12 protein-coding genes are annotated in these 12,583 nt (G+C 72.9%); 2 read left to right on the plus strand and 10 right to left on the minus strand.

Annotation, left to right across the window (positions count from 1 at the left end; genetic code table 11):
* Window positions 1-24: 24 nt before the first annotated feature.
* From ACWDBB_RS26730 to rimP, 7 genes are all read right to left on the minus strand, one after another.
* Window positions 25-1,128 carry a DHH family phosphoesterase gene (locus ACWDBB_RS26730; RefSeq protein WP_449792023.1) on the minus strand — a complete coding sequence of 368 codons (1,104 nt, stop codon included), beginning with the start codon at window positions 1,126-1,128 and terminating at the stop codon, window positions 25-27.
* 2 nt (window positions 1,129-1,130) lie between these two features.
* Entirely contained in the window at window positions 1,131-1,571 is a 441-nt protein-coding gene (rbfA, locus tag ACWDBB_RS26735) for a 30S ribosome-binding factor RbfA (protein WP_363393814.1), read from the minus strand.
* 153 nt (window positions 1,572-1,724) lie between these two features.
* Complete coding sequence (locus tag ACWDBB_RS26740) at window positions 1,725-2,021, minus strand: DUF503 domain-containing protein (protein ID WP_030289887.1); 297 nt, start codon at window positions 2,019-2,021, stop codon at window positions 1,725-1,727.
* Window positions 2,022-2,171: 150 nt separating this feature from the next.
* Window positions 2,172-5,234 (minus strand): translation initiation factor IF-2, encoded by a 3,063-nt coding sequence (infB, locus tag ACWDBB_RS26745; protein WP_449792024.1) that lies wholly within the window; start codon window positions 5,232-5,234, stop codon window positions 2,172-2,174.
* Between the two features lie 226 nt (window positions 5,235-5,460).
* Window positions 5,461-5,754, minus strand: coding sequence for a YlxR family protein (locus tag ACWDBB_RS26750; protein ID WP_449792025.1), 294 nt, complete (start codon window positions 5,752-5,754; stop codon window positions 5,461-5,463).
* A 75-nt stretch (window positions 5,755-5,829) separates the two neighbouring features.
* On the minus strand, window positions 5,830-6,831 hold the full coding sequence (gene nusA, locus ACWDBB_RS26755; protein WP_449792026.1) for a transcription termination factor NusA: 1,002 nt from the start codon (window positions 6,829-6,831) through the stop codon (window positions 5,830-5,832).
* 55 nt (window positions 6,832-6,886) lie between these two features.
* A complete protein-coding gene (gene rimP, locus ACWDBB_RS26760; RefSeq protein ID WP_402415800.1) occupies window positions 6,887-7,426 on the minus strand; it encodes a ribosome maturation factor RimP in 540 nt (179 codons plus the stop codon).
* Between the two features lie 284 nt (window positions 7,427-7,710).
* Between rimP and ACWDBB_RS26765 the strand changes: the two genes are divergently transcribed.
* The gene (locus ACWDBB_RS26765; RefSeq protein ID WP_449792027.1) at window positions 7,711-8,631 is read left to right on the plus strand and encodes a ferritin-like domain-containing protein; all 921 of its coding nucleotides are present in this window, start codon (window positions 7,711-7,713) and stop codon (window positions 8,629-8,631) included.
* Between the two features lie 93 nt (window positions 8,632-8,724).
* Entirely contained in the window at window positions 8,725-9,639 is a 915-nt protein-coding gene (locus ACWDBB_RS26770) for an aminoglycoside phosphotransferase family protein (protein ID WP_449792028.1), read from the plus strand.
* 20 nt (window positions 9,640-9,659) lie between these two features.
* Here ACWDBB_RS26770 and ACWDBB_RS26775 read toward each other — a convergent pair whose 3' ends face one another.
* The 3 genes from ACWDBB_RS26775 to ispG form a co-directional block, all read right to left on the minus strand.
* Window positions 9,660-10,223, minus strand: coding sequence for a GNAT family N-acetyltransferase (locus ACWDBB_RS26775; RefSeq protein WP_449792029.1), 564 nt, complete (start codon window positions 10,221-10,223; stop codon window positions 9,660-9,662).
* A gap of 100 nt (window positions 10,224-10,323) precedes the next feature.
* Window positions 10,324-11,199 carry a GNAT family N-acetyltransferase gene (locus tag ACWDBB_RS26780; protein ID WP_449792048.1) on the minus strand — a complete coding sequence of 292 codons (876 nt, stop codon included), beginning with the start codon at window positions 11,197-11,199 and terminating at the stop codon, window positions 10,324-10,326.
* A 215-nt stretch (window positions 11,200-11,414) separates the two neighbouring features.
* On the minus strand, window positions 11,415-12,575 hold the full coding sequence (gene ispG, locus ACWDBB_RS26785; RefSeq protein WP_392884214.1) for a flavodoxin-dependent (E)-4-hydroxy-3-methylbut-2-enyl-diphosphate synthase: 1,161 nt from the start codon (window positions 12,573-12,575) through the stop codon (window positions 11,415-11,417).
* Between the last annotated feature and the right edge of the window lie 8 nt (window positions 12,576-12,583).

Genomic DNA, 12,583 nt, shown 5'->3' on the forward strand with positions numbered 1-12,583 from the left:
TCTCAACAACATCAGCGGAGACGATCAACGTACCGGTCTCAGCGCACCCCGGAACCGCTCGACCACCGCGGCCACGTCCTCCCGGACGCTGAACCCGGCCGCGTAGACGTGCCCCCCGCCACCCAGTTCGGCACAGGCCGCGGCGACGTCCACCGCCCCCTTGGAACGCGAGGAGCCGCGCAGCGTGCCGTCCGGGTCCTGCTTGAGCACCAGCGCCACCTCGGCCTCGGCCGGGCGGCGCAGGATGTCGATCAGCCCCTCGATCTCCTCGACCGTGACGCTGAACAGCGCGAGGTCCTGGTACGGCACCCAGGTCCACACCAGGCCCAGCCCGTCCGCCGCCTCCGGCTCGTAGACGGCCCGGTCGAGCGCGCCGGCGAGCACCTTGAGGTAGCCGAAGGAGGAGGTGTCCCACAGCTGCCGGGAGATCAGGTCGTGCCGGATGCCGGTGGCCAGCAGCCGGCCGGCCAGCTCGTGGGTGGCGGGCGTGGTGGCCCGGTACTTGAACGAACCGGTGTCCGTGGCGACACCGGTGTAGAGGCAGGTGGCCAGCTCCTGGTCGAGCACCACGCCGAGCCTGCGCAGCAGTTCGTCGACCAGCACGGCGGTGGCCGGCGCGGTCGGGTCGATCAACTGGTGGGTGCCGAAACCCGGGTTGGAGGCGTGGTGGTCGAACACCACCAGGACGGGCGCGGCGAAGGCCTTGTCGCGGAGCAGGCCGAGCCGGCTCTCCGCGGCCACGTCGAAGCAGAGCACCAGTTCGGGCACGTCCGGCACCTCGCAGGCCGGCACGATCAGCTCCTGGCCGGGCAGGAAGGCCAGCGACTCGGGCACGATCTGCGGGTCGTCGCCGAAGGAGACCCGCACCCGCTTGCCGAGCGCGCGCAGCGCCAGCGCGGCCGCCAGCGAGGAGCCCAACGCGTCGCCGTCCGGGCAGATGTGGCAGATCAGGTCGATCGAACGGGCCCGCCCGATCTCCGCCACCACCTGCTGCCAGAGCAGCTCGAACCCGCTCTCCTCGGTGCGCGGGCCCGGGAGTGCCGCGAGGGCACCCTCCACCGTGCTGGTGGAGGACGCCCCCGTGGTCGATCCGGCTCGCGAGGCGGCCCGCGCCGGCTCACCCGCCATGACTACTCGTCCTCGTCGTCACGCTCGGACGCCGGAACCCGGTACGGGTCCGCGTCGCCGGCGTAGCTCGCTCCCGCGGCCTGGGTGCGCACGGCGGCGTCCGAGGTGCGGGCCCGGTCGAGCAGGTCGTCGATGTTCCGGGCGTTGTCCGGCAGCGCGTCCGCGACGAAGGTCAGCGTCGGGGTGAAGCGCACCCCGATCTTGCCGACCTCGGAGCGGATCACGCCCTTGGCGCTCTCCAGCGCGGCCGCGGTGGCCTCGCGCTCGGTCTCGTCACCGAAGACGGTGTAGAAGACGGTGGCCTCGCGCAGGTCTCCGGTCACCCGGGTGTCGGTGATGGTCACGAACCCCAGGCGGGGGTCCTTGACCCGCCGCTCCAGGGTCTGGGCGACGACCACCTGGATGCGGTCGGCGAGCTTGCGCGCCCTTGCGGTGTCGGTCACGTTGCCTCCTCGTGCAGTGGGCCCGGTACCCGGGCGAGCTGCGCACCCGTCGGGGCCCACGCCCCAAAGTACCGGCCCGCGCCCGGCCTTGCGGGCGCTCTCGGTCCTGATCCGTGTGAGAACGGCGACTTCCGCCGGCCGGCTCCACGGTCCTCATTCGTCGTCGTCGTTGTGGTAGCGCCTCCTCGCGGAGAGGAGTTGCACCTCGGGGCGGCCGGCGACCAACCGCTCACAGCTGTCCAGGACCTCGGTGACGTACCCGGCTTCGCCGGAGACCACCGCGAGACCGATCTCGGCCCGGCGGTGCAGGTCCTGGTTCCCGGTCTCGGCAGCGCACACGCTGTACTTGCGCTGCAGTTCGGCCACGATGGGCCGCACGATCGAACGCTTCTCCTTGAGCGAGTGGACGTCGCCCAGCAGCAGGTCGAAGGTGAGTGTTCCCACGAACATGTGTGACAGGTCTCGCCGACCTGGAAGGCCTCGGGGGCAGCCCGGAACCGGGCTGGCGCCACTGTTTCTGACTACTCCCGGACCCTACACAGCGAGACCGGGGCCGGTCGACGGAAATACCACCCGTCGACCGGCCCCGGCTGACACCGACTAGGCGCGCGGCTTCTCGCGCATCTCGTAGGTCTCGATGATGTCGTCGACCTTGATGTCGTTGAACGACCCCAGGGTGACACCGGCCTCGAAGCCCTCGCGGACCTCGGTCGCGTCGTCCTTGAAGCGGCGCAGACCCTCGATCGAGAGGTTCTCCGCCACGACCTTGCCGTCGCGCAGCAGGCGGGCCTTGGCGTTGCGGCGGATGATGCCGTCGCGGACCAGGACACCGGCGATGTTGCCGAACTTGGAGGAGCGGAAGACCTCGCGGATCTCCGCGGCGCCGAGGCGCACCTCCTCGTACTCCGGCTTGAGCATGCCCTTGAGGGCGTTCTCGATCTCCTCGATCGCCTGGTAGATGACCGAGTAGTACCGGACGTCCACGCCTTCCTTCTCGGCCGCGGTACGCGCACGGCCTTCGGCGCGCACGTTGAAGCCGATGATGATGGCGTCCGAGCCCATCGCCAGGTCCACGTCGGACTCGGTGATGGCACCCACACCGCGGTGCAGGACCCGGAGCTCGACCTCCTCGCCCACGTCCAGCTTGACGAGGGCGTCCTCGAGGGCTTCCACCGAACCGGAGACGTCACCCTTGATGATGAGGTTGAGCTGCTCGATGGAGCCGGCGGCGATGGCCTTGTCCAGGTCCTCCAGGGACACCCGGACGCGGCGCTGCGCGAAGGCGGCGTTGCGGTCGCGGGCCGAGCGCTTCTCGGCGATCTGACGGGCGGTGCGGTCCTCGTCGACGACGATGAAGCTGTCGCCGGCGCGGGGCACCGAGGTCAGACCGAGCAGCAGCACCGGGCGGGACGGGCCGGCCTCGGTGAGGTTCTTGCCGTTCTCGTCCAGCATGGCGCGGACGCGACCGTAGGCGTCGCCCACGACGATCGAGTCGCCGACGCGGAGGGTACCGCGCTGCACGAGCACGGTCGCCATGGCGCCGCGGCCCTTGTCCAGGTGCGCCTCGATGGCGATACCCTGCGCGTCCTGCTCGGGGTTGGCCCGCAGGTCCAGCGAGGCGTCCGCGGTCAGGACCACGGCCTCCAGCAGCTGGTCGATGTGCAGGCCCTGGCGCGCGGAGATGTCGACGAACATGGTGTCGCCGCCGTACTCCTCGGCCACCAGACCGAACTCGGTCAGCTGACCGCGGACCTTGGTCGGGTCGGCGCCCTCGACGTCGATCTTGTTGACGGCGACCACGATCGGCACACCGGCGGCCTTGGCGTGGTTCAGCGCCTCGACCGTCTGCGGCATGACACCGTCGTTGGCCGCGACCACCAGGATCGCGATGTCGGTGGACTTGGCACCACGGGCACGCATGGCGGAGAACGCCTCGTGACCCGGGGTGTCGAGGAAGGTGATCGGACGCTGCTCGCCGTTCACCTCGGTGACGACCTGGTAGGCACCGATGTGCTGGGTGATGCCACCGGCCTCGCCGGCCACCACGTTGGACTTGCGGATCGCGTCCAGCAGGCGGGTCTTACCGTGGTCGACGTGACCCATGACGGTGACGACCGGCGGGCGCGGGGCCAGCTGGTCCTCGTCGCCCTCGTCGGCGCCGAAGTCGATGTCGAACGACTCCAGCAGCTCGCGGTCCTCGTCGTCCCGGCTGACGATCTCCAGCTGGAAGCCCATCTCGCCGGCCAGCAGCTCGAGGGTCGCGTCGGAGACCGACTGGGTCGCGGTGACCATCTCACCGAGGTTGAACATGACGGAGACGAGCGCGGCCGGGTTGGCGTTGATCTTCTCCGCGAAGTCCATCAGCGAGGCGCCGCTCGACAGGCGAACGGTCTGGCCGTTGCCGCGAGGCAGCATCACACCGCCGACGGACGGGGCCTGCATGGCCTCGTACTCCTGGCGCTTCGCCCGCTTCGACTTGCGGCCACGCGCCGGGCGACCGCCCGGGCCACGACCGAAGGCGCCCTGCGTGCCACCACGGGCACCCGGGCCGCCGGGACGACCGCCGAAGCCGCCGGGACGCGGGCCGAAGCCGCCGCCACCACCCGGGGCACCGCCACCGGGACGCGGACCGCCGAAGCCGCCGCCACCGGCCGGACGCGAGCCCGGACCGGCCGGACGTCCCTGGAAGCCGGGACGGGCGCCACCGGCACCCGGACCACCCGGACGGCCGCCGGGGCCACCCGGACCACGGCCACCCGGACCCGGACGCGGGCCGGCCGGGCGCTGCGGCATCATGCCCGGGTTCGGGCGCGGCATGCCGGACGGGGTCGGGCCACCGGGACGCGGCGCGGCCGGACGCGGCATGCCGTCGGGACGCGGAGCGCCACCGGGACGCGGGGCACCGGCGCCGGGGGCACCGGCCGGACGCGGACGGTCGCCACCGGGACGCGGGGCACCGGCACCGGGGGCACCGGCCGGACGCGGACGGTCGCCACCGGGACGCGGAGCGCCGGCACCCGGGGCACCGCCCGGACGCGGGGCGCCGCCCTGACCGCCCTGACGGCGGTCGCCGGGGCGACCCATGCCGGTGGCGCTACCCGAGGTGAACGGGTTGTTGCCCGGACGCGGACCGGCCGGACGCGGGCCCGGACGGGCACCGCCGGCGGCCTGGCCACCCGGGCGCGGGGCCTGGGTGGACGGACGCGGGGCGTCGCCGGCCGGAGCCGGCGAGGAGAACTCGGCCGCGGGCGCGGCCGGGGCCGCCGGAGCGGCGGGACGCGCGGCCGGGCGCGGGCCCGGAGTCGGCGCGCCCGGCTTCGGGGCGGCGGGGGCGGCCGGCGCGGAAGGCGCGGCGGCAGCCGGGGTCGGACGGGGACCAGGGGTCGCGCCGGGGCGCGGACCCGGAGTCGGAGCCCCCGGCTTCGGGGCACCCGAGCCGGCGGCGGGGGAGGGCGCCGCGGTCTTCCGCGGGCCCGGCTTGGCAGCGGAACCACCACCGGTGGGGGCCACACCAAGCGCGTCAGTCAGCTTGCGTACAACCGGCGCCTCGATGGTCGAGGACGCCGAACGGACGAACTCACCGAGCTCGGTGAGCTTGGCCATGACGGCCTTGCTCTCCAAGCCAAGTTCCTTGGCGAGTTCGTAAACCCGGACCTTAGCCACTTCACTCCTGTCTATGAGTCCGGGGGTCTCGTCCGCCGGACTGTCGCTACTTCATGGGCGTACCCATCGCGTACTCATCGCGTACTCATCGAGTGCTCATCGCAATCTCGACCTACTTCCACATCGCGAGGTACCTGACGTGGCACGACGCGCGGCTGGCCGCGTGCCGTGCTTGTTGCGGTGGTTCTCCGCCGCGCGAGCGGCGGCCGTCGCGGGAGGCGGCCTGCTACGAGGCTTCGCCCGCCCGCTCCTCGATGAACCCGCGGAGCCGCTCCGTGTCGAGCGCTCCCTGGAGCCGGAAGGCCCGGGGGAACGCCCGACGGCGGACCGCGAGGTCGAGGCAGGCCGGATCGGGGTGCACGTGAGCGCCCCGGCCCGGGAGTGCGCCACGGGGATCAGGGACGCACTCGCCCTCGACCGCCGTGACACGCAACAGCTGGTGCTTGGCCGCGCGCTTGCGGCAGCCCACGCAGGTGCGTTCCGGGCGTGCTCGGACATGCGTCCGGCCAGACGAAGGCAAGTCTACCCCTCCGGAGCGACATGGCGCCGCCCCGCCGATCCTGGAGGACGGCGGGCTCGGCAACGACAACACTGACTACCGGGCCTGCGATTCCTCGGACTGGCCCTCGGTGTCCGGGCGGATGTCGATCCGCCAGCCGGTCAGGCGCGCGGCCAGGCGGGCGTTCTGCCCCTCCTTGCCGATCGCCAGCGACAGCTGGTAGTCCGGCACGATCACCCGGGCGGAGCGCTGGGCGGCGTCCACGATCTCCACGCTGGTCACCCGCGCGGGCGACAGGGCGGCGGCCACCATCTCCCGGGGGTCCTCCGACCAGTCGACGATGTCGATCTTCTCGCCGTGCAGCTCGCCCATCACCGCGCGCACCCGGGAGCCCATCGGGCCGATGCAGGCGCCCTTGGCGTTCAGGCCCTGACGGCGCGACCAGACCGCGATCTTGGTCCGGTGGCCGGCCTCGCGGGCGATCGCCGCGATCTCCACGCTGCCGTCCGCGATCTCCGGGACCTCCAGCGCGAACAGCTTCTTCACCAGGCTGGGGTGGGTGCGCGACAGCGTCACCGAAGCCCCGCGCACGCCCCGGCGAACCGCCACCACGTAGCACTTCAGCCGGGTGCCGTGCCGGTAGTCCTCGCCCGGGACCTGCTCCTGCGGGGGCAGGATGGCCTCCAGCTTGCCGATGTCGACCAGCACGTTCTTCGGGTCGTTGCCCTGCTGGACGACACCGGTGACGATGTCGCCCTCCTTGCCCGCGTACTCACCGAAGGTCTGGTCGTCGGCGGCGTCGCGCAGGCGCTGCATCATCACCTGGATGCCGATGCTGGACGCGATCCGGCCGAAGCCGCTCGGGGTGTCGTCGAACTCCTTCGGCTCGACGCCCTCCTCCAGCTCCGCCGGGTCCTCCATGGCCCACACGGTGACGTGGCCGCTCTCGCGGTCCAGGCGCACCCGGGCCCGGCGGCGCGAGCCCTCGGTGCGGTGGTACGCGGTGAGGAGGGCGGACTCGATGGACTCGACCAGCAGGTCGAAGGGGATGTTCTTCTCGTTGACCAGCGTGCGCAGGGCACTCATGTCGATGTCCACGGCTACGCCTCCTCGTCTTTCGTCACGTTCGTCATGGTCGTACGGCACCCGGGGGTCACTCGGCGCCGTCCTCCCCCTCGTCGAAGTCCGCGGCCTCGTCCAGGAGCTTCTCGTCGTCCTTGCGGTTGAACTCGACCTGGACCCGGGCACGGGCCACCTCGGCGTACGCCAGACGGCGCTCCTTCGGGCGGCCACGGCCCTTCACCGGCTGCACCTCGACCAGTGCACCGTCCTCGTCGGCCTCCAGCACCCGGGCGACGATCTCCCCGCCGTCCACCAGGTGGATCTTGGCCAGCCGACCCTCGGCGCGCTGCCAGTGCCGGGGCAGGGCCAGCGGACGCTCCGCACCCGGCGAGCCGACCTCCAGCAGGTACGCGTCGTCCCCCATCAGGTCCGACTCGTCCAGGGCCTCACCGACCACCCGGCTGAACTCGGCGATGGTGTCCATGTCCACGCCGCCATCGGTGTCGACGTCGATCTGGACCTGCCGGCGGCTGCCCGCCCTGGTGACCCTGACGTCCTCCAGATCCAGTCCGGCCTGCTCGGCCAGCGGCTCCAGCAACGCTCGCAGCCGGTCGGTGTGGGTGGTGCTCATCCGGGTGGACTCCTCGGCCGCGTCTGCTGTTGTCAGAAGGTCGCCCCGCGCCCCCGGTGTCACGCACCGGATCACGGCAGCTCGGCCCAAAGCCTATCCGGTCAAGCCCCCAACCACCGATTCCGGACCTCCGCCGACCGCGTGCACGCCACCCACTGCGAGCAAGCTCACACCCGGCACGGCATCCCCGAACCGGGCCCGGGAACGTGGGGATTCTGTAATCATTCACGCCAACGAGGGCAGGCGGGGAGGCCGTCCTCCCGTACCCGCCCGGAGTGATCCCGATGCATCCGCCCAGCCGACGGACCTTCCTGGCCCTCGGGCTGCTCACCCCCCTCGCCGCCTGCACCGCCGACCCGGGCGGCCGCCCGGCCGACCCCACCCCGCCCCACGACCCGGACACCCCCGCCCGCCTCCGGGCGATCGCCGACACCGACCTCCTGCTCGGCGCCTACGACAACCTGCTCACCGCCCCCGGTGCCCCGACCGCCCTGCTCCAGCCCCTGCGCGACGACACCGTCCAGCACCGCGCCGCCCTCGTCCAGGGCCTGCCGGCCGCGACCCCCTCCCCCACCGGCACCCCGTACCGCTCCCTGCCCACGCTCCCCGAGTTGGCCCTCATGGAGCACCGCACCGCCGAGTCCCGCCTCGACGGCTTCGACGAGGTCAGTCCGCCCCTCGCCCGGCTGCTCGCCTCCGTGTCCGCCTCCAACGCCCTGCACGCCGTGGCCCTCGGCGACCAGACCCCCGTCGGCACCCCGGCCGGCCACGCCCGCGCCGAGGGCGCCGCCGACCCCGGCCCGGCCCTCCAGAGCGCCCTAGGCGCCGAACACGCCGCCGTCTACGGCTACGGCGTGGTCGGCGCCCACCTTCCCGACGACCCCCAGCGCACCGACGCCCGCACCACCCTCGCCGCCCACCAGGCCCAACGCGACGCCTGGCAGCGCCTCCTCACCGCCGCCACCGCCGCCCCCACCCCGGCCGCCGCCGGCTACCAGCTCCCCTTCCCCGTCACCTCCCCCGCCGACGCCACCAGGCTCGCCGTCCACCTGGAGACCCGCCTCACCGCCACCTACGCCGACCTGGTCACCGCCCTCCCCGCGTTCCACCGCCCGCTCGCGGCCACCGCCCTGCGCGACACCGCCCTGCGCGCCCGCCGCTGGGGCGCCCCGCCCACGGCCTTCCCCGGCATCCCCGCCACCTGACGCTGCGGGCACGCGGGGCAAGGACCCGCACGCCCGCCACCCCGAACCCTCCCGAAAGCCCCACACCGGCCCCCAAACCCCGACAATGGACCCATGTCGGGAGCCGAACCCACCATCACCGTCCCCAGCTGGCTGACGAACTCCGTCACCGCCACCCACGGCGAGACCGGCCGCCAATGGCTGGCCACCCTCCCCGCCAGGGCCGCCGCCCACCTAGCCGCCTGGGACCTCACCCTGGAACGGACCATCGACCCCGGCGGCAGCCTCAGCCTCGTCGCGTACGTCCACCGCGACGACCTCTCCCCCGCCGTCCTCAAGGTCGGCCTCCCCACCGCCGAGACCGCCCACGAGCACACCGCGTTGACCCACTGGGCCGGCCGCGGAGCCGTCCTCCTCCTGGACGCTGCCCCCACCGAGGGCGTCCTCCTGCTCGAACGCCTCCACGGCGAGATCCCGCTGCGCTCCCTCGCCGAGCCCAAGGCCATGCTGGAGGCCACCAGCCTGCTGCACCGCCTCTGGACGGAGCTCCCCGAAGGCCACCCCTTCCCCGCCCCCGCCCAGCGGATCGCCACCACCGCCCGCCTGGCGGAGCGCCCCCACGCCGCCGACGAGGCGCGGCAGCTGATCGCCGAGGCCCTGGACACCGCCCGGGCCCTGGCCGACTCCGCGGACGAGTCCTTCCTCCTGCACGGCGACTTCCACCACGGCAACGTCCTGGCCGCCGACCGCGCCCCCTGGCTGGCCATCGACCCGCGCCCGCTGGCCGGCGAACGCGCCTTCGACCTGGCCCGCCTCGCCCTGGACCGCGCCGACACCCTGTTCGGTTCCCCCGGCGCCCCCGCCGCCGTCCGACGCCGGCTGGGCCGGCTCTCCGAAGCCCTCGAGGTCGACCAGGACCGCCTCCGCGGCTGGACCCTCTTCCGCGCCGTCGACCTCGCCCTCCGTGCCCTCGCCGCGGACCGCCGCGAGGACGCCGAGCTCTACCTCGAGTTCGCCAACACCCTCTGACCCGACGGCCGTTGAGGGCTCTAAGCCCCGAGTGCCCCGCTCTCGGCCCCGCGCAGGGGCAGCCGAGCCCCCATCACCGCGTACAGCCGCTCCGTCGCCGGGAACCGCACCGCCCGCGCCAGGTCCCGGTACCCCAGCGCCCGGTACAGCCGCCGCGCCGGCGTCTCCGCGTCGATCGCCGAGAGGATGCTCCGCTCCAGCCCCGACCCCTCGCACAGCATCCGGATGAGCCGCGAGCCGATCCCCTGCCCCTGGAACTCCGGCAGCACGTGCAACTCGGTGATGGCGAAGACCCCGTCCAGCCAGTCCCCGTACCCCCGGGCGGTCAGGTAGGGCTCGATCACCGTGCTCCACCAGTGCTCCCGCTGGTTGGGCATCCCGTACCCGAACCCGACCAGCCGCCCCCCGCTCATCGCCCCGAGCGCGATCACCCCCGGCTGCAGGGCGTGCCGCCCCACGATGTGCAGCCGTACCGCGACCTCCTCGGGCGTCAGCCCGAACGCCGCCGCCTGGACCTCCAGCGCCTGCGGCGCCCAGGCCGCAAGGTCGATGGCCTCGATCGTCACCCCGGTCAGCTGATCCATGCTCCGGACGTTACTACCAGCGGCCCCGCGGCGCGGCCGAAGATCCCAACAGCACCCCGCCCGGAACCTCGCGACCCACCGCACGGCCCGCCGCGGGCCCTCAGAACAGCACGCTCATGAAGGCCCCGACCTCGCGGAACCCCACCCGCCGATACGCCGCCCGGGCCCGCAGGTTGAAGTCGTTGACGTACAGCGACACCACCGGCGCCACCTCCCGCAGCGCGATGTCCAGGACCGCCGCCATCCCCGTCTCGGAGAGCCCTCGCCCCCGGTGCTCCGGAGCGACCCAGACCCCCTGGATCTGACAGGCTCCCTCCGTCACCGCCCCGATCTCCGCTTTGAAGACGACCTGCCCGTCCTCCCCGAACCGCGCGAACGACCGTCCGGTGGAAACGAGTTCGGCCACCCGGGCCTGGTAGAGGAGCCCCCCGTCCCCCGCCAGCGGCGACACCCCCACCTCCTCGGTGAACATCGCCACGCACGCCGGCATCAAGGTCTCGACCTCGTTGCGCCGCACCCTGCGCACCAGCGGATCCGGCGCGATCTCCGCCGACGGCACCGAGGTCGCCAACAGCGGCTGGTGCGCCCGCACTTCCCGGGCCGGCCCCCAACTGCGCTCCAGCAGCGCCCAGAAAGCCGCCGTGGCCGCCGCCGGCCCGACGATCGAGGAGCAGCGCCGCCCCTGCCGGCGGGCACGCTCCGCGAAGGCCGCGACCGCCTCGGACCCGGCGTTGATCAGGACCAGGTTCGCCCCGGCGTAGCAGAGTGCGTCCAGCACGCCCTGCCCGTCGTACCAGCCCCACAACTCCCCGCCGAGCCGCCACGGATCCAGCCCGACGGCCTCGACCCTGGTCGCGACGAAGGCGTTGGCGACCGGGTCGCGATGGAGGATCTCCAGGGCGTCCGGGAGGTCCGGCGGCTCCAGCACGCGGGTGGTGGCCAGGGCCCGGGCGGCCTGGAAGGAGCTCGGGAGCATCACACCTCGATCGAGCATCGAGACAGCACCTCACTGAGACGACTCTGGCCGAACCCTATCCGTGGCCCCACCCGGCTACGGCCGCGGGGCCGTCCGCGAACGGACGGCCCCGCTTCCGGAAAATACCGCACGGGCGCTCCCGCGCGGTCAGGACTGCCGACAACCCACGGCTGTCGGGACGAACGACGAACCACGAACGGCGAACCGCGCGGGGTTCACTCCCCCGCGACCACCGTCGGCGCCCCCGCCTCGACGCCCGCCGCCTGCATCTGCTCGGCGAGCTTGAGCGCCTCCTCGATCAGGGTCTCGACGATCTTCGACTCCGGAACGGTCTTGATGACCTCGCCCTTGACGAAGATCTGCCCCTTGCCGTTGCCGGAGGCGACCCCGAGGTCGGCCTCGCGCGCCTCGCCCGGGCCGTTCACGACGCAGCCCATGACGGCCACCCGCAGCGGCACCTCCATGCCCTCCAGCCCGGCGGTGACCTCCTCCGCGAGCTTGTAGACGTCCACCTGGGCGCGGCCGCAGGACGGGCAGGAGACGATCTCCAGGCCGCGCTCGCGCAGCCCGAGCGACTCCAGGATCTGGTTGCCGACCTTGATCTCCTCGGCCGGCGGCGCGGAGAGCGAGACCCGGATGGTGTCGCCGATGCCCTCGGCCAGCAGCGCGCCGAAGGCCACCGCCGACTTGATGGTGCCCTGGAAGGCCGGGCCGGCCTCGGTCACACCGAGGTGCAGCGGGTAGTCGCAGGCGGCGGCGAGCTGGCGGTAGGCGTTGATCATCACGACCGGGTCGTTGTGCTTGACCGAGATCTTGATGTCGCGGAAGTCGTGCTCCTCGAACAGCGAGCACTCCCAGAGCGCCGACTCGACCAGCGCCTCCGGGGTGGCCCGGCCGTACTTCTCCATCAGGCGCTTGTCCAGCGAGCCGGCGTTGACGCCGATCCGGATCGGGACGCCCGCGTCCTTGGCGGCCTTGGCGATCTCGCCGACCTTGTCGTCGAAGGCCTTGATGTTGCCCGGGTTCACGCGCACCGCCGCGCAGCCGGCGTCGATCGCCGCGAACACGTACTTCGGCTGGAAGTGGATGTCCGCGATGACCGGGATCTGCGACTTCTTGGCGATGATCGGCAGCGCGTCGGCGTCGTCCTGCGAGGGCACGGCGACCCGGACGATCTGGCAGCCGGACGCGGTGAGCTGGGCGATCTGCTGGAGCGTGGCGTTGATGTCCGACGTCACGGTGGTGGTCATCGACTGCACCGAGACCGGGGCGTCGCCGCCGACCGGCACGTTGCCGACCATGATCTGCCGGGAGTGACGGCGCTTGGCCAGCGGCTTGAGCGGCAGGGACGGAATACCGAGCGAGATCGCGGTCATGTGCGCAG

The organism is Kitasatospora sp. NPDC001095 (assembly GCF_053598615.1).